21 protein-coding genes are annotated in these 19,656 nt (G+C 32.6%); 8 read left to right on the forward strand and 13 right to left on the reverse strand.

The genetic code is table 11. The features are described from left to right. Nucleotides 1-198: 198 nt before the first annotated feature. From rplT to ACIQ66_RS06100, 8 genes are all read right to left on the reverse strand, one after another. Nucleotides 199-543 (reverse strand): 50S ribosomal protein L20, encoded by a 345-nt coding sequence (gene rplT / locus ACIQ66_RS06065; RefSeq protein ID WP_396211900.1) that lies wholly within the window; start codon nucleotides 541-543, stop codon nucleotides 199-201. Nucleotides 544-716: 173 nt separating this feature from the next. Next, on the reverse strand, nucleotides 717-914 hold the full coding sequence (gene rpmI / locus ACIQ66_RS06070; RefSeq protein WP_007810722.1) for a 50S ribosomal protein L35: 198 nt from the start codon (nucleotides 912-914) through the stop codon (nucleotides 717-719). A gap of 72 nt (nucleotides 915-986) precedes the next feature. Beyond that, the gene (infC, locus tag ACIQ66_RS06075) at nucleotides 987-1,535 is read right to left on the reverse strand and encodes a translation initiation factor IF-3 (RefSeq protein WP_396211929.1); all 549 of its coding nucleotides are present in this window, start codon (nucleotides 1,533-1,535) and stop codon (nucleotides 987-989) included. Nucleotides 1,536-1,557: 22 nt separating this feature from the next. After that, on the reverse strand, nucleotides 1,558-3,504 hold the full coding sequence (gene thrS / locus ACIQ66_RS06080) for a threonine--tRNA ligase (protein WP_396211901.1): 1,947 nt from the start codon (nucleotides 3,502-3,504) through the stop codon (nucleotides 1,558-1,560). Nucleotides 3,505-3,862: 358 nt separating this feature from the next. After that, a complete protein-coding gene (locus tag ACIQ66_RS06085; protein ID WP_396211902.1) occupies nucleotides 3,863-4,675 on the reverse strand; it encodes a purine-nucleoside phosphorylase in 813 nt (270 codons plus the stop codon). After that, on the reverse strand, nucleotides 4,647-5,684 hold the full coding sequence (lpxK, locus tag ACIQ66_RS06090; RefSeq protein WP_396211903.1) for a tetraacyldisaccharide 4'-kinase: 1,038 nt from the start codon (nucleotides 5,682-5,684) through the stop codon (nucleotides 4,647-4,649). The genes ACIQ66_RS06085 and lpxK overlap by 29 nt, the downstream gene beginning before the upstream one ends. Nucleotide 5,685: 1 nt before the next feature. Further along, nucleotides 5,686-5,967: a Txe/YoeB family addiction module toxin gene (locus ACIQ66_RS06095; protein ID WP_396211904.1), complete on the reverse strand. Its 282-nt coding sequence runs from the start codon at nucleotides 5,965-5,967 to the stop codon at nucleotides 5,686-5,688. Next, nucleotides 5,943-6,197: a DUF2683 family protein gene (locus ACIQ66_RS06100; RefSeq protein ID WP_396211905.1), complete on the reverse strand. Its 255-nt coding sequence runs from the start codon at nucleotides 6,195-6,197 to the stop codon at nucleotides 5,943-5,945. Before ACIQ66_RS06100 ends, ACIQ66_RS06095 begins: the two co-directional genes overlap by 25 nt. 115 nt (nucleotides 6,198-6,312) lie before the next feature. Between ACIQ66_RS06100 and ACIQ66_RS06105 the strand changes: the two genes are divergently transcribed. The 6 genes from ACIQ66_RS06105 (at nucleotide 6,313) to ACIQ66_RS06130 (ending at nucleotide 11,981) form a co-directional block, all read left to right on the forward strand. Continuing rightward, nucleotides 6,313-6,876 carry a hypothetical protein gene (locus ACIQ66_RS06105; protein WP_396211906.1) on the forward strand — a complete coding sequence of 188 codons (564 nt, stop codon included), beginning with the start codon at nucleotides 6,313-6,315 and terminating at the stop codon, nucleotides 6,874-6,876. Between the two features lie 13 nt (nucleotides 6,877-6,889). Then, nucleotides 6,890-8,005 carry a Nif3-like dinuclear metal center hexameric protein gene (locus ACIQ66_RS06110; RefSeq protein WP_396211907.1) on the forward strand — a complete coding sequence of 372 codons (1,116 nt, stop codon included), beginning with the start codon at nucleotides 6,890-6,892 and terminating at the stop codon, nucleotides 8,003-8,005. A 3-nt stretch (nucleotides 8,006-8,008) separates the two neighbouring features. Beyond that, entirely contained in the window at nucleotides 8,009-8,788 is a 780-nt protein-coding gene (locus tag ACIQ66_RS06115) for a zinc ribbon domain-containing protein (RefSeq protein WP_396211908.1), read from the forward strand. Between the two features lie 60 nt (nucleotides 8,789-8,848). After that, on the forward strand, nucleotides 8,849-9,697 hold the full coding sequence (locus ACIQ66_RS06120) for an alpha/beta fold hydrolase (protein WP_396211909.1): 849 nt from the start codon (nucleotides 8,849-8,851) through the stop codon (nucleotides 9,695-9,697). 164 nt (nucleotides 9,698-9,861) lie between these two features. Further along, on the forward strand, nucleotides 9,862-11,271 hold the full coding sequence (locus tag ACIQ66_RS06125) for an FAD-binding oxidoreductase (protein WP_396211910.1): 1,410 nt from the start codon (nucleotides 9,862-9,864) through the stop codon (nucleotides 11,269-11,271). A gap of 272 nt (nucleotides 11,272-11,543) precedes the next feature. Then, nucleotides 11,544-11,981: a hypothetical protein gene (locus ACIQ66_RS06130; RefSeq protein WP_396211911.1), complete on the forward strand. Its 438-nt coding sequence runs from the start codon at nucleotides 11,544-11,546 to the stop codon at nucleotides 11,979-11,981. Nucleotides 11,982-12,071: 90 nt separating this feature from the next. On the opposite strand, the gene ACIQ66_RS06135 is transcribed toward ACIQ66_RS06130, so the two are convergent. From ACIQ66_RS06135 to crcB, 5 genes are read right to left on the reverse strand one after another with little or no spacing between them, the layout of a single operon-like run. Next, the gene (locus ACIQ66_RS06135; protein WP_396211912.1) at nucleotides 12,072-13,319 is read right to left on the reverse strand and encodes a peptidylprolyl isomerase; all 1,248 of its coding nucleotides are present in this window, start codon (nucleotides 13,317-13,319) and stop codon (nucleotides 12,072-12,074) included. Nucleotides 13,320-13,366: 47 nt separating this feature from the next. Then, a complete protein-coding gene (locus ACIQ66_RS06140; RefSeq protein ID WP_396211913.1) occupies nucleotides 13,367-14,476 on the reverse strand; it encodes a peptidylprolyl isomerase in 1,110 nt (369 codons plus the stop codon). 15 nt (nucleotides 14,477-14,491) lie between these two features. Next, nucleotides 14,492-15,058, reverse strand: a complete 567-nt coding sequence (gene gldI, locus ACIQ66_RS06145; RefSeq protein WP_396211914.1) for a gliding motility-associated peptidyl-prolyl isomerase GldI — start codon at nucleotides 15,056-15,058, stop codon at nucleotides 14,492-14,494. A gap of 1 nt (nucleotide 15,059) precedes the next feature. After that, the gene (locus ACIQ66_RS06150; RefSeq protein ID WP_396211915.1) at nucleotides 15,060-16,067 is read right to left on the reverse strand and encodes a bifunctional oligoribonuclease/PAP phosphatase NrnA; all 1,008 of its coding nucleotides are present in this window, start codon (nucleotides 16,065-16,067) and stop codon (nucleotides 15,060-15,062) included. A gap of 51 nt (nucleotides 16,068-16,118) precedes the next feature. Further along, nucleotides 16,119-16,499, reverse strand: coding sequence for a fluoride efflux transporter CrcB (crcB, locus tag ACIQ66_RS06155; protein ID WP_396211916.1), 381 nt, complete (start codon nucleotides 16,497-16,499; stop codon nucleotides 16,119-16,121). Between the two features lie 168 nt (nucleotides 16,500-16,667). On the opposite strand from crcB, the gene ACIQ66_RS06160 reads away from it, so the two are divergent. Continuing rightward, on the forward strand, nucleotides 16,668-18,800 hold the full coding sequence (locus ACIQ66_RS06160) for a DPP IV N-terminal domain-containing protein (protein WP_396211917.1): 2,133 nt from the start codon (nucleotides 16,668-16,670) through the stop codon (nucleotides 18,798-18,800). Nucleotides 18,801-19,140: 340 nt separating this feature from the next. Then, nucleotides 19,141-19,611 carry a hypothetical protein gene (locus tag ACIQ66_RS06165; protein WP_396211918.1) on the forward strand — a complete coding sequence of 157 codons (471 nt, stop codon included), beginning with the start codon at nucleotides 19,141-19,143 and terminating at the stop codon, nucleotides 19,609-19,611. The last annotated feature ends 45 nt before the right edge of the window (nucleotides 19,612-19,656 follow it).

Raw genomic sequence — 19,656 nt, forward strand, 5'->3', positions numbered from 1 at the left:
AATTCTTTTTTTTCTTTAAAAAAAGAAAAGATTACTTCACATTATTTTTATTTTTTATTTGAGTTCAGTGAACTTTGTTTGCAACGCAAAGCGGGACAATAGTTCTTTTAAACCAGAATTTGTGATACAAAAAATCCCACTCTTTCGAATGGGATTCATTATTTGTAAGTAAGTTAAACGGGTTGTACAAACGTTTTTTTATTTCACTTTTTTCACAACAGCTTTGAAAGCATCTGGGTGATTCATTGCTAAATCGGCTAATACTTTACGGTTCAATTCGATACCGTTTTTCTTAACTAATCCCATAAATTGAGAATATGACATTCCTTCTAAACGAGCTCCAGCGTTGATACGTTGAATCCATAAAGAACGGAAATTTCTCTTGTTTTGCTTTCTATCGCGATAAGCGTAAACCATCGCTTTTTCAACTGCGTTTTTAGCAACAGTCCAAACGTTTTTACGACGACCAAAGAAACCTTTGGCTTGCTTCATTATCTTTTTTCTTCTTGCTCTTTTAGCAACTGAATTTACTGATCTTGGCATAATTTTCTTGTTTTTTTGTAGCAGGCGTCCCGAATTTAATCAAGAGAACTTAAGGCCATACTCCAAGGTTATTTAAATTGATTTTTAACCTAAAGAATTTTTAGTTGTTAGTAAAAAGTGATTAGTGAATTGCAAAAAAAGCTAATTACTAAAAGCTAATTACTAGTTACTAATTATATAATTCTTAATTGTTGTTTAATGCTTTTCATATCTGTACTGTGAACCAATGCAGAGTGAGTTAAAGCTAACTTACGCTTTTTAGATTTTTTAGTCAAGATATGACTTTTAAAAGCGTGTTTTCTCTTTATTTTTCCAGAGCCAGTAACTTTAAAACGTTTCTTAGCGCTAGATTTTGTTTTCATTTTAGGCATAATTTCCCTAATTTATTTATATTTAACTTACTTACTTTTATATACAATCAGCTTACTGATACTGTAAACTTCTTACTTCTTTTTCTTCGGAGCAATGAACATTATCATTCTTTTTCCCTCAAGAACTGGCATAGCTTCTACTTTTCCGTGCTCTTCAAGATCAGTAGCCAAACGTAATAACAAGATTTGACCTTGATCTTTATAGATAATCGAACGACCTTTGAAGAATACAAATGCCTTCAATTTAGAACCTTCTTTTAGAAATTTTTCAGCATTTTTTCTTTTAAATTCATAATCATGCTCATCTGTTTGAGGACCAAAACGAATTTCTTTAACCACAATTTGTGTTGACTTAGCTTTTAATTCTTTGTCACGTTTTTTCTGCATGTAAACAAACTTTTTATAGTCTATAATTTTACATACTGGTGGTTCAGCATTTGGAGAAATTTCTACCAAATCCAATTCTAGTTGATCCGCAAGACGCATTGCATCTGCTGTTTTGAATACACCTGGTTCTACATTGTCTCCAACAAGACGCACTTCAGGCACACGAATAAAATTATTTATTCTGTGTTCATCTTTTTTTTCTACTCGAGGTTGATAACCTCTGTTGTTTCTAATTGCTATGGCTTTATTATTTTAATTAAACTTCAAATGTTTTTAACGTTTTGGCAATCTCATCGTTCACAATTTTGGCAAATTCTTCAATTGTAACTGATATATTTCCTTTTCCTTCTTGTCCGTGACGACGAACAGAAATGGTTCCGTTTTTCTCTTCTTCCTCACCAACTATCAACATAAACGGCATTTTTTGAACTTCCGCATCTCTAATTTTCTTACCAATTGTCTCGTTGCGGTTGTCAATTAGGGCGCGAATTTCGTGATTTTCTAGCAATTCTAAAACTTTTTTAGCATAATTTTCATATTTCTCGCTTAAAGACAGTATAATAGCCTGTTCAGGCATTAGCCAAAGTGGGAAATTTCCAGCAGTGTGTTCTAGTAAAATGGCTATAAATCGTTCCATTGAGCCAAATGGTGCTCGATGAATCATAACTGGACGGTGTAATTTGTCATCTGCTCCTTTATAGGTTAATTCAAAGCGTTCCGGCAAATTGTAATCAACCTGAATAGTTCCAAGCTGCCAACTTCTACCCAAAGCATCCTTTACCATAAAATCCAATTTTGGACCATAGAAAGCCGCTTCGCCATATTCAATAACGGTATTTAAACCTTTATCTGCTGCAGCATTGATAATAGCATTTTCTGCTTTTTCCCAATTTTCGTCACTACCAATGTATTTATCTCTGTTCTCTTTATCTCTTAACGAAATTTGAGCCGTAAAATTTTCAAACCCTAATGAACCAAATACATATAACACAAGGTCAATTACTTTTTTGAATTCAGAATCCAACTGATCTGGCGTACAGAAAATATGCGCATCATCTTGGGTAAATCCTCTCACACGAGTTAAGCCGTGTAATTCACCACTTTGCTCATATCTATAAACTGTTCCAAATTCTGCATAACGTTTTGGCAAATCTTTATAAGACCAAGGTTTTGTGTTGTATATTTCACAATGATGTGGACAATTCATGGGTTTCAGTAAAAACTCTTCGCCTTCAGCAGGAGTTGTTATTGGTTGAAAACTATCAGCACCATATTTAGCATAATGTCCAGATGTAACATAAAGCTCTTTTTGTCCAATATGTGGAGTCACAACTTGTTCGTAGCCAGCTTTCTTTTGAGCTTTTTTCAAAAATTGTTCTAATCTATCTCTCAAAGCGGCTCCTTTTGGTAACCACAAAGGTAAACCTTGACCTACTTTTTGTGAAAATGCAAACAAATCAAGTTCTTTTCCAAGTTTTCTATGGTCACGGCGTTTTGCTTCTTCTAATAGTTCTAAATATTCAGTTAAATCTTTTTGCTTTGGAAATGAAATTCCATAAACACGAGTCAACTGTTTATTTTTTTCATCACCACGCCAATAAGCACCAGCAACGCTCATGATTTTCATGGCTTTAATAATTCCTGTATTTGGAATGTGTCCACCACGACATAAGTCAAAGAAATTAGAATGATCACAAAAAGTAATCGTTCCGTCTTCTAAATTGGATATTAATTCTGTTTTGTATTCGTTACCTTTATATACTTCCAATGCTTCAGCTTTTGAAACTGGTCGCATTTTGAATTCATGCTTCTCTCTAGAAATCTCTAAAACTCTTTCTTCAATTGCTTTAAAGTCCGCATCAGTTATTTTATTGTCGCCAAAATCAACATCATAATAAAATCCATTATCAATTGCCGGACCAAGAGTCAATTTAATGCCATTGTATTTTTCTTCCAAAACCTGAGCCATAACGTGCGAAGTCGAATGCCAAAAAGCTTTTTTACCTTCTTTGTCATTCCATGTATATAGAATAAGCGAACCATCGGTCGTTAATTCCGTCGAAGTTTCTATAGTTGTACTATTAAAAGCTGCCGAAATCACATTTCGCGCTAATCCTTCACTTATGCTTTTTGCAACATCCATCGGAGTTGTACCTTGTGTAAACTCCTTAACTGAACCGTCAGGTAGAGTAATCTTTATCATTCCTATAATTTTAATGTCCCGAAACTTCGGATTGCAAAGATATAAGATTAACAAAACACTTACAATATATATTTTACAATAATATAAGGAACTATTTTAGATGTTTATTTGGAAATTTTTATGATAATTTCCTAAACATAAAATTAAAATATTACCCCAAAGGTTATCTGTAAAATGGTAAAATTAGTCGGCTGGTACGACAACGAAATTGGTTATTCAAGCCGAATTATTGATTTGATAATATCTAAATAACTAAAAGAGCGAATAACTTGGGCTTTTTTATAATCCATTTTCCCGCTTTCCGCTCTACTTCGTGCCACTCCAATCGGGGCTATATAGGTTTTGTATTGTTACTAAATTAGTAGTTCTTAATCAACTCACTAATAAGCAATCGAACATGCGGTTCGGCTTTTTGAGCAGCTTTTAATACTTCGGCGTGGTTTACTTCTTCAATGTTTTCTTCGTCACCCATATCAGTAATTACAGAAAGTCCGAAACATTCCATTTCCATGTGTCGAGCCACAATAACTTCGGGAACGGTTGACATTCCAACACAATCAGCACCTAAAATTTTTACCATTTTGTATTCGGCTAAGGTTTCAAAAGTTGGACCTTGCAAACCAAGGTAAATACCGTCGTGAACAGTTACATTATTTTCTGCAGCCAGAATTTTGGCTTTTGCCATCATAGCTTTGCTATAAGGTTCGCTCATATTGACAAATCTTGGGCCAAAACGTTCTTCGTTTTTTCCACGCAAAGGATGTTCAGGCATCATATTGATATGATCTTTAATAATCACAATCGAACCTACTTTATAACTCGGATTCACGCCACCAGAAGCATTTGACACTACCAATTTGGTCACGCCAAGATATTTCATCACTCTAACCGGAAAAGTAACTTGTTTCATGTCGTAGCCTTCATAAAAATGAAAACGACCTTGCATAGCCACCACTTTTTTATCACCAATAGTTCCAAAAACCAACGCACCTTTATGACCTTGCACAGTCGAAACAGGAAAATTTGGAATTTCTGTATAAGGCAAAATATGTTCAATCTTGATATCATCAGTAAAACTACCTAATCCTGAACCTAAAATCACACCGTATTCTGGTGTAAAACCTGTTTTTTCTTTGATATAATTAACGGTTTCTTGTACTTGTTCCCACATAATTTGTTATGTTTTTGTCAAAATTATCACTGTTTGCAACAAAACTACTTTTGATTGGTAAATAGAAAAGTGATTTTAAATTGCTGTTTTTTAATCTAACATAATCCTTTTCGGTAGTGATAATCAACTTGTTATTTGCTCTATTTTGTATTTCTATTAAATCTTTTTCTGTAAAAAAATGATGATCTGGATAAACCAACGTTTCGTCTTTTTCAGCCTGCAAATATCCGAAAAAGGGTTCAGGTTTTGCAATTCCAGCCAAAAGTAATTTAGCTTCATGCTTTATTTCTTCAACCTTTTTACTTTCTAACTCGTTATAAACTTTGTCATCATAATCAATATAACTGAAAAATAACCTTTCAATATTGTCATTCTGACGAAGGAAGAGCCTCAATTTTCTTCTTATATTTTCTTGTGCAATTTCCGATAAATCTTTGGGACATTTCGTGACAATTATCACATCGGCACGATTGGCGCCATTCCTGCTTTCGCGAAGATTTCCTGTTGGCAACGTATAGTCATCGCAAAACAAATCATCATAAGCCGTTAGCAAAATGTAAAAACCAGCTTTTACTTTTCGGTGCTGAAATGCATCATCTAACAAAATCACGTCAGGTTTATCTTCCAAACTCAATAATTGTTCAATGCCATTTTTTCTATTGGCCTCGACCGCTACTTTTATTTCAGGGAATTTTTGATGTATTTGAAACGGTTCATCACCCAAAATTTCGGCAGTTGAATTTTCATTTGCCAAAACAAAACCTTCAGATTTTCGTTTGTAACCACGACTCAACGTAGCCAATTTATAATTGGGCGAAAGAAGTCGGATTAAATATTCAATTTGAGGAGTTTTTCCAGTGCCACCAACGCTAAGATTTCCAACTGCAATAATTGGTATATCAAACGAATACGATTTTAGAATTCCTTTATCAAAAAGAAAATTCCTGATAGAAGTTATCAATCCGTATAAAATGGAAAATGGGAAAAGGATTTTTCGTAGGAACTTCATCTTATTTATCTGAGTAATGTCCCATTGCAGAGATGACAAAAACGGTTACTATATCTTCATCAACTCTATATATCAATCTATCTTTCTGATTAATTTTTCTAGACCAATAACCAGAATATTCATATTTCAATGCCTCAGGATTTCCATAACCTTCATAAGGGTTTTCTAATAGATCTTCCAGAATTTTATCAATTGCTCTAATGGAAACTTTATTTCCTGATTTTAAATGCTTTTCAATATCTTTTTGAGCAATTTTAGTTACTTTAATCCTAAACTTCCCCATATATCGTTAGGATCAATAGTTATGCAATTACCATTTTTGATATTTTCTTCAGCTTTTTTAATTTTTTTAATAAAAGCTTCACTATATATACTTTTTTCTTTTTTTACAGCTTTTGAATCAGACTCAATTATTTCAACATCTTTTCCTTCATCAAAAAATGTTTTGGCAAACTCAAGAAAAGCTTTGCCTTTTTTGGAACGCTCGTTTATTTTTATGGTTAAAGTAGTCATATCCTAATAATTTTGAATTACAAATATACAAAAATCATGCAATATTAATTCCTTTTCAATTTGAATTGATAATCCAACATTTTACTATCTTTGGAAAGTAATTAAATTTTGAAAAATGAAGCTTTGTTTTAAATTAATAGTTTTTTTTCTTTTTAGCTCTCAAGCTCTATTTTCACAAGAAAAGAATGATGCTGCAATACTAAAAGTGATTTTAGCCAAATACTATTCTAAAGAAAAGGTAATTGTTAAAGACAGATTACAACTCTTAAGTTTTTATTGTGAAAAAGTACAAAACAACGAGGAGTTTTTTGAAATAATTGCTAAAAATGAAATTCTAAAAAAAAATTTAGCTGAAATTAAAAAGCAAATTAGTCTAAAAAAAATCGAGAATTGGTCAAATGATTTGGCAACACTTTTTGCAACAGAAAATCAGTATTTGAAAAGTAAAGTCAATAATTGTTTGTCGCTAGAAGAATTCCAAAAAAAGTCTAAACGGTTTAATGACAATAACCAACGTCTATTAATTGCTAATAAACCAATTTATTTTGAAAAAAAATATTGCTTAGTAAAAATCACTCTTTATCGAAACATTGAACATAACAATGGTTGCTTTTTAGTATTGGAAAAAATCAATTCCAAATGGGAAATAAAAGAGATTTTGAATGAATGGGCAACCTAAAAGATTATATAAAATGAAAATAAAACAAATACTCACAATACTAGAAGAAATGGCACCTTTGGCTTATGCTGAAGATTTTGACAACGTAGGATTATTGGTTGGAAATCAAGAAAATGAAGCAACTGGCGTTTTGGTTTGCCATGATGCATTAGAAAGTGTGATTGACGAAGCTATTACTAAAAAATGCAACTTGGTAGTTTGTTTTCACCCAATCTTATTTTCTGGAATCAAAAAAATTACTGGAAAAAACTACGTTGAACGCTCTATTCTTAAAGCTATTAAAAATGATATCGCCATTTACGCCGTTCATACCGCTTTAGACAATCATAAAAATGGTGTGAACAAAATTTTCTGTGATGCTTTGGGTTTAAAAAACACAAAAGTTCTTGTTCCAAAAAACAATTTCATTCAAAAATTAGTCACTTATACAATTCCAGAAAATGTTGAAAAATTGCGAAATGCTTTGTTTGATGCTGGCGCTGGAAAAATCGGCAATTATGAAGATTGTAGTTTCACTTCGCAAGGAATTGGAACCTATATGGGAAATGAAAATAGCAATCCAGAAATTGGCGAACGATTTGAATTTGTAGAAGCGCAAGAAACAAAAATCGAAGTAACTTTTGAAAAATATTTACAGTCCAAAATTATAAAAACATTATTCTCAAATCATGTTTATGAAGAAGTTGCTTACGAAATTTACGATTTACAAAATTCACATCAAAATATAGGATTGGGAATGATAGGCGAACTTGAAAAACCAATGGATGAACTCGAATTTTTAGCTTTTGTAAAAGACAAAATGCAATGTGGTGGCATTCGACATTCGGCATTATTGGGTAAAAAGATTCAGAAAGTTGCTGTTCTCGGTGGTTCGGGAAGTTTTGCTATCAAAAATGCAATTCAGGCAAATGTTGACGTTTTTTTAACAGCCGATTTAAAATACCACGACTTTTATCAATCTGAAAATCAACTAGTTTTAGCCGATATTGGTCACTTTGAAAGCGAAAGATATACAAAAAATTATATTGTTGATTTTCTTAAAGAAAAAATTACTAATTTTGCACCTGATTTGTCGCAAGACAGAATTGTTTTATCAGAAGAAAATACAAATCCAGTTAAGTACTTATAAAATATGGCTACTACAAAAGAATTAAGCGTTGAAGAAAAGTTAAGAGCGCTTTACGATTTACAATTAATCGACACTAGAATTGACGAAATTAGAAACGTAAGAGGTGAATTGCCTTTAGAAGTAGAAGATCTTGAAGATGAAGTAACTGGTTTGACTACACGTAACGAAAAACTAAAAGCAGATCTTGAAAGCATCGAAGAGCAAATCAAAGCCAAAAAAAGCGCTATTGAAGAGCACCAAGAAGCTATCAAAAAATACACTAAACAACAAGATTCTGTTCGTAACAACAGAGAATTTAATTCGTTGACTAAAGAAGTTGAGTTTCAAGAATTAGAAATTCAATTGGCCGAAAAACAAATCAAAGAATTAAGAGCTTCTATGGAGCACAAAAAAGAAGTGATTGCAAATTCTAAAGAAAAATTAGAGCAAAAATCAACACACTTAAAACATAAAAAATCTGAATTAAGCGATATTATGGCAGAAACTGAAAAAGAAGAAACCTTCTTAATTCAAAAATCTGCTGAGTATGAAGGACTAATCGAAGAAAGATTGTTAGCCGCTTACAAAAGAATTCGTTCTAGCGTAAGAAACGGTTTAGCAGTAGTTTCTATCGAGCGTGGTGCTTCTGCTGGTTCTTTCTTTACTATTCCTCCACAAACACAAGTTGAAATTGCTGGCCGTAAAAAAATTATTACCGACGAGCATTCAGGAAGAATCTTAGTTGACGCATCTCTAGCAGATGAAGAAAGAGAAAAAATGGAAAAATTGTTCGCAACAATATAATTTAAAAAAGTCCCGATTAGTCGGGATTTTTTTTGACTAATTCTGTAATCTTTTGCTTTTTTGAAACTCAAAAAAATTCAATATTATCTTCTAACCAAATCCATTGGATCGTATCTTAATGGACTTAGTTATATTGCTCCCAACAAAGCAACCCAAAAGGCTTACCAACTTTTTAGTCAACCACGAAAAGGTAGATTAAAGCACGGAGAATTACCCGAAGTTTTGAAAGATGCAACTCAAACAACTTTAGAGTTTCAACACCACAAAATCCAAACCTATCACTGGAAAGGAAACGAAAAAGTAATTTTGCTAGTTCACGGTTGGGAAAGCAATGCATCACGCTGGAAAAAACTTTTAGAGCATTTAAAACAAACACCTTACACCATCATCGCAGTCGATGCGCCTGCTCACGGTTTGTCGTCTGGCAACGAATTCAATGCGATTTTGTATTCGGAATTTATAAATATTGTCGCTCAAAAACACAATCCAAATGCCATTATTGGACATTCGGTTGGCGGCATGGCGAGTTTGTATTATCAGTCAAAATTTCAAAATCCAAACCTAGAAAAACTAGTATTATTAGGCGCACCATCAGATTTGGAAGTGATTTTCAACAATTATATAAAAATGTTAAGCCTAAATTCTCGTATTCAGAAAAATCTTGAAAAGCATTTTATCCAAAAATTTAACTTGCAACTCAAGGATTTTTCGGGATCTCATTTTGGAAAAAAAATCAACAGCAAAGGTATAATTGCACATGACCTAAAAGATAAAGTTGTACTGTTTTCTGAAAGCGAAAAAATTGCAAGTTCATGGCAACAAGCTAAGTTTATCAAAACCAAAGGCTACGGACATAGCTTGCACAAAACGGCTCTTTATCAAGAAATTATTGCTTTTTTAGGAGCGTAAAGGCTTGGGCATTTTAGGAATCCATATTCCTGCCGCCTTTCCAATCTTTTTTTAAAGAAAAAAAGGATTTCCACTCTGTCTGGGCTAGTTAGCCAATGTATTTTTGCAAAATCATTTTTCAAAATAAAAAATTATGTAAATTTACAGTTCAAATACAATCAAAAATGCAACAAAATCTTCATCCGAAAATCATAAAAGAATTAGAAAAAATTGTTGGTTCTGACTACCTTTTTTTAGACGAAGAAACACGTAATCATTACGGTCATGACGAAACCGAAGACTATGTTTTTCCACCAAATGTGGTTTTGAAACCAGCCAATTCCAAAGAAGTTTCCGAAATTATTAAGGTAGCCAATACACATAAAATTCCAGTAACGCCAATTGGTGCACGAACAGGTTTGAGTGGTGGTGCATTGAGTATCCATCAAGGAATTGGTTTGGCAATGGACAGATTCAACAAAATCTTAGAAATTGATGAACGGAATCTTCAAGTTTCTGTTGAGCCAGCCGTGATTACACAAGTGCTAAGAGAAGCAGTTGCCGAAAAAGGATTGTTCTACCCTCCCGATCCAAGTAGTCAAGGAAGTTGCTGGATTGGTGGTAATGTTGCCGAAAATGCGGGCGGTGCAAGAGCTGTGAAATACGGTGTAACCAAAGATTATGTGCTAAACCTCGAAATAGTTTTGCCAACAGGCGAAATCATTTGGACAGGTGCCAATACGCTAAAAAATTCTACTGGATATAATTTCACACAATTATTAGTTGGAAGCGAAGGAACACTTGGCGTAATTACCAAAATAGTTTTAAAGTTGATTCCGGCCGTTTCACATAATATTTTGCTATTGGTGCCTTTTTACAAAGCTAGTCAAGCTTGCGAAGCAGTTTCTGCTATTTTCAGAGCGGGAATTATCCCAAGTGCATTAGAGTTTATGGAACGAGACGCCATCGATTGGAGTTTGAAATTCATAGACGGATTAAACATACAAATAAAAGACGAAGTTCAAGCGCATTTATTAATAGAAGTTGACGGAAATTATCCTGATATTTTATTTCAAGAAGCTGAAAAAATTACAAGTGTTTTAGAACAATATGAAATTGACGAAATTTTATTTGCTGATACCGATGACCAAAAAAATGCCCTTTGGAAAATGAGAAGAAATGTGGCTGAAGCGGTAAAAGCTAATTCAATTTACAAAGAAGAAGACACGGTTGTACCAAGATACGAATTGCCAAAATTACTAGAAGGCATCAAAATAATTGGAAAAAAATACGGTTTTCAATCGGTTTGTTATGGTCACGCAGGCGATGGGAATTTGCACGTAAACATCATAAAAGGCACTATGTCTAACGAAAATTGGAACACCGAAGTTACCAAAGGAATAAGAGAAATATTTGAATTAACAGTTTCGCTAAAAGGAACTTTATCTGGTGAACATGGCATTGGTTATGTCCAAAAAAACTATATGAACATTGCTTTTACCAAAACGCATTTAGAATTAATGGAACGCATAAAATCTGTTTTTGACCCGAACAATATTCTAAATCCTGGGAAAATATTTCCTGATGTGGAATAACTAATATTTAAAAAAGCTCACTAAATTTATATCTAGTGAGCTTTTTTTAATCTCTTTTTGGACTATTTTTCTTTTCTCTTTTTTCCTCTTTCTTTTCCTTTGCAGTTTTAAGAGGTTCTTTTTTAACCGTTTTTTTTGCGTCTTGACTTTTTGCCATGGTATTTTATTTTAGGATTTCTTCTTAGTTATATGTAAATATACTATTTTATTTTCTACAAAAACAGAAATCTCTTAAAATGTAAATAGTTACTTTTGTAGCAAATAAGACTAAAATGAAAATAAATCTAAAAAACGGAATAGACGAATTGCTATTCGGAATGAAACAAACCGATGTCACTGAAATTTACGGATTACCAAACAAACAATTCAAAGACGAGGATGACAACGTAATTTATGTGTACAATACTAAAAGAGTTCGCTTAACTTTTTATGAAGATGAAGATTTCAAATTAGGCTATATTATTTGTTCTAATCCAGATTTGACTTTGTTTGATAAAAAGTTAATCAATCAAAATGTTGATGAAGTAAAAAATGAACTTTTAGAAAAAGGTTTAAAAACTTGGGAAAATGAAGATTTTGATTTGGCAGAAAATCATTTTAACGAAAGTAATTGGTTTATTTTGCAAACAGAATTTGGCGTAATTGCCAATATAGAAATGGGTGCTATTATAAACGACAACGACGAATTTGAATGGAAATTCAAAAAATAGATTTAAATTTTGAAACAAGTTCAGAATGACAAAAAAAGAAAAAGGCACAAAACTCATTGAATTTTGTGCCTTTTACATTATGTTTTAAACTTATTTCTTTTCAGCTTGTTTTATTGCAGGAACTGCAACTGGAGCTGGAAGTGTTTCTAACATTTCAACTTCAAAAACAATATTTGAATTTGGTGGAATAACATTTCCTGCACCTCTTTCGCCATAAGCTAAATTTGACGGAATAAACAAAACCGCTTTATCCCCAAAAGACATGCTGTTCAAACCTTCGACAAAACCAGGAATAAAGTTATATTTCCCAGCTTGAGCGGTCATTGGTTGGTAACCATTTGCGTCGGCTCTACGTTGGTCAAATTTTCCGTATTCTTTTGCAACCGCTTCAATACAGCTATCAAATAAAGATCCATCTTCTAAAAATCCTGCATAATTGATGTAAACGTTTGTTCCTTCTACAGGTTTTTTTCCTGAACCAACAGATATTACTTTAGTTTCTAATCCTGTTGCTGATTTGGTTGCTGTTGCTCTTAATTCAGCTAATTGCTTAACTTTTGCAGCTTTTACTGGCGCAAATTGTTCATTGTAAACTCTATTTTTTTCTGCATCAAGCTCAGCTTGTTTTTTTTGAGCTTCTGCTTTTAAGGCTGCTTGCTTTTTATCATCTTCAGCTTTGGTTGCATAATAATCTGAAAATATTTTTACAGCATCAAACTTATTAGCGTCTGCACCTTTTCTTGTGATTGTTACTTTATTTATAACATCATCTTGAACGATAGCATTAACAACATCCATTCCTGTAACAACATGACCAAAAACAGAATGTTTATTGTTTAGCCAAGAAGTTTCTTTGTGTGTAATAAAAAATTGTGAACCATTGGTTCCTGGTCCAGAATTTGCCATAGAAAGAATTCCGCCTTTGTCGTGAACTAAACTCGGGTCAAACTCGTCTTTAAAGCTATAACCTGGTCCGCCAGACCCATTTCCTGCTGGGTCACCACCTTGAATCATGAAATCTTTGATTACTCTATGAAATTTCAATCCATCGTAAAATGGTTTGTTTTTAAATTTTTCATTGGTTACAAATGATTGTTTCCCTTCTGCCAATGCAACAAAGTTGGCAACAGTAATTGGCACTTTTTTGTACTCTAATTGTACTACTATTTTACCTTTTGTAGTTTCAAATTCAGCAAAAATTCCTTCGTTAGAATTTGCAGTTGGTTTTGCTACCACTTTGGTACTTACTGCTTTTTTAGTTGCGGTAGTTTTCTTTTTTACTTGAGCAAAACTGCTCATCATTCCTAATAATAAAAGAACAACAATTTTTAATTTCATTTTTATCATTTTTAATTAATTTAACTTTATTTATAATTCTGTAAAATTTACATTTTCTCTACTAATTCAACTTCAAAAATAATGTTGGCATTTGGAGGAATTACACCGCCAGCACCAGCTTCACCATAACCTAAATTTGAAGGGATAAATAGTATTGCTTTATCGCCAAAAGACATTTTTTCGATACCTTCAATAAATCCTGGAATCATTCCTTGTTTGTTTCCAAATTGAAATGGGATTGGACTATAACCATTTTGATTGGCTCTATTTTCATCATATTTTCCAAACTCTTTAGCAACACTTGCGATACTTGTATCAAAAAGTTCGCCATTTTCTAAAAATCCTGCATAATGTATGAAAACATTTTGTCCCATAGTTGGTTTTTTGCCTGTACCTTTTTTAATAATTTGAAATTGTAAACCCGTTGCTGTTTTTGTTGCACCAGATTTCAATTTATACATTTGGGCAACTTTTGCTTCAATTACAGCTTTGAATTTTTCTTCGTAAAGTCTCTTGTTTTCTTCATTGATTGCTGCTTGTTTTTTTTGTAATTCGGCTTCTTTTGAAAAAAAGTTTGAGAAAATTTTCACAGCATCAAACTTTTTCACAGCTTCGCCTTTTCTAATAATTGTAACGGCTACAATGTCATCATTTTGTTCAATTTTGTTAACAACATCCATTCCTTCAACTACATGACCAAAAACAGTATGTAAACCGTCTAGCCAAGGTGTTGGAACATGTGTTATAAAAAACTGACTGCTGTTAGTTCCAGGTCCTGAATTTGCCATAGAAAGAACTCCTGGCTTATCATGTTTTAGGTCTGTAATTTCATCTTTAAACTTGTAACCCGAATCGCCAGAACCATTTCCAAGCGGATCGCCACCTTGAATCATAAACTCTTTAATTACTCTGTGAAATTTTAGTTTGTCAAAAAATGGTTTCCCTTTAAAATCAGGATTTACAAAAGTGTTTTTTCCTTCCGCTAATGTTACAAAATTGGCAACAGTTACAGGTGTTTTTTCATATTCTAATTGTGCAATAATTACACCTTTTGAAGTTTCTATTTTGGCATATAAACCATCTTTAAGATTGCTGTTATCATCTTTACAAGAAACAAATGTTGCAAGAATAAGAGCAACTAGTAAAATTCTTTTCATTTTTTGGATTAAATATTAATTAGTTTGACTTTTTGGGTTAGGATCTTCTTTAAAATCATTCAAGGTCACAGTGTACATCAATGGTTCGTTATGACCAATTTTGTTATTATCACCATGGTAACCAAATGCTATGTGTGAAGGAAACAAGAATGTTATTTTTTCATTTTTACGCATTAATTTAATACCATGACGTAAACCAATAATGATTTTTTGTTCTTTATCTACATGATATATCTGGGGTTTTAATTCAGCTTCCGAATAAATTATAGCTCCCTTTAAGTCTTTTACCTCATAATTATAATAGGCAATATCACCTTTTTTTGGAGAAACTGTATCATTCAAATTTCTGTTTTCGTAAGCATACCAATAACCTTTGCTAGAAGCAATAAATTTTTTATCAGGATTGTTTTTTATTATTGAATCAATTTTATCTTCTTCTGTAGCCACTAATTTTTTATTTCTTTCAACAGACTCTTTCATGAAAGTTCCCGAAGATTGTGAAATAGGCTTTCTAGCTTGTTGTTGCGAGCAACTTACTGCAAAAAAAGTCAAAATCAGGACTAAAATTTTAATTCGTTTCATATTATTGAATAGTGGTTTGTGTCAATATTTGTTCAAATTTAGCAACTGTTTCTTGTAAACTCAATTGCGATTTTCCTCCAGCAGCATTGATATGTCCACCACCGTTAAAATACTGTCTAGCAAACTGATTTACATCAAAACTTCCTTGTGAACGGAAAGAAATTTTAATAATTTTTTCATCAGAGTGCTCAATAAATATTACAGCAAATGTAATACCTTTTATTGTAAGTCCATAATTCACAATTCCTTCTGTATCGCCTTTTACATAGTTGTAGTGGTCGAGTTCTTTTTGCGAAAGCGTAATATATGCGGTTTTATATTGTGGCAAAACTTTCATATTCTGCAAAGCTTGACCTAATAATTGCAATCTTTCATACGAATTATTGTCAAAAAGTAATGTCGGGATTTCGGAATTTTCAACACCCAAATCGATTAATTCAGCAATAATTCTGTGGGTTGTTCCTGTGGTTTTTGGAAATCTAAACGAACCTGAATCGGTTAAAATACCTGTATAAATGCAAGTTGCAATTGTTTTATCGATAAGTTCTTTTTTACCAAGAAATGAAATGAAATTATAAATCATCTCACAAGTCGAACCAAATTTAATATCAGAATAAGTGTAAGTTGCAAATCCATCAGGTTCTTGATGATGATCAATCATTACAAATGGAACTTGAAGTTTGTTTAGAACATTTTCCATTTCTCCAGTGCGATGAAGTGCATTAAAATCTAAAACAAAAACCAATTCTGCTTCTTTTAGAACTTTTGTTGTTCCTTCTCTGTCGTTTTCATAAACCAAAACCGATTCTGAAGCTGGCATCCAAGCCAAAAATTCAGGAAAATCATTTGGCGCAATAACCGTTGGCTTATGATTTAATTTGAGTAAAAAATGATACAATCCCAATGTCGAACCCATGGCGTCACCATCAGGGCTTCGGTGAGGAATTATTGAAATATTCTTAGGTGTAGCGAGCAATAATTGAATTGCTTGAATGTCTTTTTCGTTCATAGACTGCGAAGTTACATTTTTTTCGCAAAAAGAAAAGAAATTAACATCGTCTTAATACTCTAATTTGGTTAAAAACAAACCCAACCAAACAGCAAATAATCCGACAATAACACTTAGTGCAATATAAATGAATGCTGTTGTCGAATTTTGATTCCCAAAAAGCATACTATTTTCGTATCCAAAAGTTGAAAACGTTGTATAACCACCACAAAAACCAGTGACCAAAAGCCATTTCAAATTTGAATTTGCCAACTGATTTTTTTCTAAAAAACCTAGTATTAATCCAATCAAAAGACAGCCCAAAATATTGGTTATAAATGTGGCTAAAGGAAATATATTGGAATAATGTTTTTGAACAAAAAGTGTAGTCAAATAGCGCAAAACACTACCTAATCCTCCACCAATTGCTATTAAAAAAATAGTTTTTAACATTGAAATAAGATTTACACAAAATTGCACCTTTTTTTGATATAATCACTATAACAAATTGACTTTTTGATTACATTCGATACAACAAATTAAAAGCAAAGTTATCTTATTATTTCATTATAGAAAATGAATTTGTAATTCTTATCTTTACACCAACAAACAACATACATTATGAACAAAAAAATCATACTATTCTTTAGTTTATTTATTGCGATTACTACTCAAGCGCAGTTAAAAAAAATAACTCTTGAAGAAGGCGTTTTACAACAAGGTAGAAAATTTGGTGCTGACAAATTAACTGGTTTTCAATGGATTCCGAACACTAACAAATATGTTTATTACACAGATGTTTGGACCAAAATGATGTCGGCAACCACAACCGATTCTAAAGCTTCTGAATTAGCAACTTTAGCCGATATTAATTTATCGTTAGGAACTAAATTGAGAAACTTCTTTGGTATTGAATGGATAGATGCTTCTACCATTTTAGTTTCAGAAAATGGAAAATATTTTACTTATTCTTTGACTTCAAAATCAGGAAAAAGTATTCAAGAAACTCCAGAAACTGCCGAAAATCAAACTTTTGATAAAACAAAACAAAAGCTAGCTTTTACAGAAGGAAACAATTTATTTTTCTTCAATAAAAACAAAGAAAAAGTTACTGTAACTAATGAAAGTAACAAAGGAATTGTTTCGGGACAAACTATTTCTAGAAATGAATTTGGAATAAATGGAGGCATCTTTTGGTCACCAAGGTCTTCTTATTTAGCTTTTTACCAAAAAGATGAAACTGAAGTTACCAATTATCCGTTATTAGACATTAATGAAACGCCAGGAAAATCAGTTTCGATAAAATATCCTATGATTGGTCAAAAATCGGAAAAACCTAGAGTTGGAATTTACAATCTTTCGACTGGGAAAACGGTTTTCATTAAACCAAAAAACAATGCTGATGATTATTTAACCAATCTTTCTTGGACACCAGACGAAAAATATGTTTTGATTGCCGAATTAAATCGTGGTCAAAATGACATGTACTTAAATGTTTACGATGCCAATTCGGGAGCGTTTGTTAGAACTATTTTAAACGAAACTAGCGACAAATGGGTTGAACCAGAACACGATGCCTTTTTTCCAAATGAAAAATCTAACAATTTTGTTTGGTTTAGCGAAAAAGACGGTTTTCAAAATTTGTACTACTACTCTATCGATGGAAAATTGATTAAAAAATTGACATCTAACAAATTTCCAGCAAGAGAAATAATTAGTGCAAATACAGCTGGAACCGAAATTTATTTTAAAGCAACAGGTCCAAATCCGACCAATATGTTGGTTTACAAAGTTGATTTAAAAGGAAAACAAACCTTGATTACCAAAGACGAAGGCGTTCATAATGTGGCAATTTCTTCTGATTATAATTGGATTTTTGATGAATTTTCAAATCATTCAACGCCTTCAAAATCATTGTTGTACAACAAAAGTTTGAAAGCTACCACATTGTTAGAAAGCAAAAACAAATACGACGGTTACGAAATGGGAACAGCCGAAATCAAAACGATTAAAGCAGCCGACGGAACAACCGATTTATACACACGATTAATCAAACCAAGCAATTTTGATCCTAACAAAAAATACCCAGTAATGGTGTATGTTTATGGCGGACCACATGCGCAGATGATTACCAATTCCTATTTGGATGGAGCGAATTTGTGGATGTATTGGATGGCAGAACAAGGTTATTTAGTATTTACTGTTGACAATCGCGGTTCTGACAATCGCGGATTTGCTTTTGAAAGTGTTATTCACGGTCGTTGTGGCGCTAACGAAATTGAAGACCAAATAAAAGGTGTAGACTATTTAAAATCATTGCCTTATGTTGATGGAAATCGTTTGGCGGTTCACGGTTGGAGTTATGGCGGATTTATGACAAGTTCGTTAATGCTTAGAAAACCAGACGCTTTCAAAGTGGGTGTTGCTGGCGGACCAGTAGTTGACTGGAAATGGTACGAAGTAATGTACGGCGAAAGATACATGGATACGCCAGCCGAAAACCAAAAAGGTTTTGACGAAGCAAGCGTTCTAAATTATGTAAAAGATTTGAAAGGAAAATTGCTACTAATTCATGGTACTAATGATGACGTAGTGCTGGAACAACACAATTTAGCATTGGTAAAAAAATTCGTGGAAGCTGGCAAACAAGTAGATTATTTTCCTTATCCAATGCACAAACACAATGTAACTGGAAAAGACAGAGTACACTTGATGACCAAAGTTTTGAACTATATAATTGACAATAACAAATAGTTTTTAGTAGAAGCTAATCCTGCTATCCGCTCTACCTGCCTTTCGGCAGACAGGTCTTTTCTTTTTTAAAGAAAAAAAGAAAAGGATGCCGCTCCAAACACGAAGTGTTCACCGAACACCAATAAAAAAATAAAAGCCTCAGTGAGGTAATCAGGGCTAAAAAATCCCAAATTCCAATACAATTTTAGTGGAATTTGGGGTTTTTAATATAAACGCAATAAACATTTTTAGTTATATTTGTAATTGACTGACTTGTAAATACTAAAAAACCGAATGATATATGGCTGGTATAAATGAGTTAGCGGTAATTCACCAAAAAAATAGCAAAAGCAACAGCCTTATGCAATCAAAAATTGACATAACCGAATTTAGAAAAAGATTGTCTAAAAATACACTAATTGGAAATCCAAATATTAACGGAACACCTTTGGTCGTTTTGTCATTGCTTTATTCTTCAGATCACAAATTTTTTGGAAGGATTAATGGAAACACATTTGAAATTACTAAACATAGTACTTTCAGTCCAATTCCTTATATATTAAAAGGTAAAATAAGTTCAGAAATAGATTCAAAAACTAGAGTTAAATATATTATAAAGCCAATTTGGTTTGGTTATTTATGGATAAGAATTATTCCGATAATTTTTGCTTTGTTTGTGATTTCGGGAATTATTTCGAATCACGATTTGATTTTTCCTTTGGGAATTTTTGGCTCAATAATTATGTTAATGTTTATACATAATATCTACCGAATTGAACGTAGAAAGAGAAACTTTGAAATAGATTTTAAAATGATGTTTGAAATAACATGAACTTTCGCTAACAGCAGTTACAAGAAATTGCTAGGTATGGGATTT

The organism is Flavobacterium sp. (genome assembly GCF_044377315.1).
GTDB lineage: Bacteria > Bacteroidota > Bacteroidia > Flavobacteriales > Flavobacteriaceae > Flavobacterium.

Excerpts from the sequence above, each read along its gene's own strand:
- ACIQ66_RS06135 (WP_396211912.1), bottom strand. The coding sequence starts at position 13,319 with ATGAAATTAAAAATTGTTGTTCTTTTATTATTAGGAATGATGAGCAGT.
- thrS (WP_396211901.1), bottom strand. The coding sequence starts at position 3,504 with ATGATAAAGATTACTCTACCTGACGGTTCAGTTAAGGAGTTTACACAA.
- gldI (WP_396211914.1), bottom strand. The coding sequence starts at position 15,058 with ATGAAACGAATTAAAATTTTAGTCCTGATTTTGACTTTTTTTGCAGTA.
- ACIQ66_RS06130 (WP_396211911.1), top strand. The coding sequence starts at position 11,544 with ATGAAAATAAATCTAAAAAACGGAATAGACGAATTGCTATTCGGAATG.
- crcB (WP_396211916.1), bottom strand. The coding sequence starts at position 16,499 with ATGTTAAAAACTATTTTTTTAATAGCAATTGGTGGAGGATTAGGTAGT.
- ACIQ66_RS06140 (WP_396211913.1), bottom strand. The coding sequence starts at position 14,476 with ATGAAAAGAATTTTACTAGTTGCTCTTATTCTTGCAACATTTGTTTCT.
- ACIQ66_RS06150 (WP_396211915.1), bottom strand. The coding sequence starts at position 16,067 with ATGAACGAAAAAGACATTCAAGCAATTCAATTATTGCTCGCTACACCT.
- ACIQ66_RS06095 (WP_396211904.1), bottom strand. The coding sequence starts at position 5,967 with ATGGGGAAGTTTAGGATTAAAGTAACTAAAATTGCTCAAAAAGATATT.
- rplT (WP_396211900.1), bottom strand. The coding sequence starts at position 543 with ATGCCAAGATCAGTAAATTCAGTTGCTAAAAGAGCAAGAAGAAAAAAG.
- rpmI (WP_007810722.1), bottom strand. The coding sequence starts at position 914 with ATGCCTAAAATGAAAACAAAATCTAGCGCTAAGAAACGTTTTAAAGTT.
- ACIQ66_RS06165 (WP_396211918.1), top strand. The coding sequence starts at position 19,141 with ATGCAATCAAAAATTGACATAACCGAATTTAGAAAAAGATTGTCTAAA.
- ACIQ66_RS06105 (WP_396211906.1), top strand. The coding sequence starts at position 6,313 with ATGAAGCTTTGTTTTAAATTAATAGTTTTTTTTCTTTTTAGCTCTCAA.
- ACIQ66_RS06125 (WP_396211910.1), top strand. The coding sequence starts at position 9,862 with ATGCAACAAAATCTTCATCCGAAAATCATAAAAGAATTAGAAAAAATT.
- ACIQ66_RS06100 (WP_396211905.1), bottom strand. The coding sequence starts at position 6,197 with ATGACTACTTTAACCATAAAAATAAACGAGCGTTCCAAAAAAGGCAAA.
- ACIQ66_RS06110 (WP_396211907.1), top strand. The coding sequence starts at position 6,890 with ATGAAAATAAAACAAATACTCACAATACTAGAAGAAATGGCACCTTTG.
- ACIQ66_RS06160 (WP_396211917.1), top strand. The coding sequence starts at position 16,668 with ATGAACAAAAAAATCATACTATTCTTTAGTTTATTTATTGCGATTACT.
- ACIQ66_RS06085 (WP_396211902.1), bottom strand. The coding sequence starts at position 4,675 with ATGTGGGAACAAGTACAAGAAACCGTTAATTATATCAAAGAAAAAACA.
- lpxK (WP_396211903.1), bottom strand. The coding sequence starts at position 5,684 with ATGAAGTTCCTACGAAAAATCCTTTTCCCATTTTCCATTTTATACGGA.
- ACIQ66_RS06115 (WP_396211908.1), top strand. The coding sequence starts at position 8,009 with ATGGCTACTACAAAAGAATTAAGCGTTGAAGAAAAGTTAAGAGCGCTT.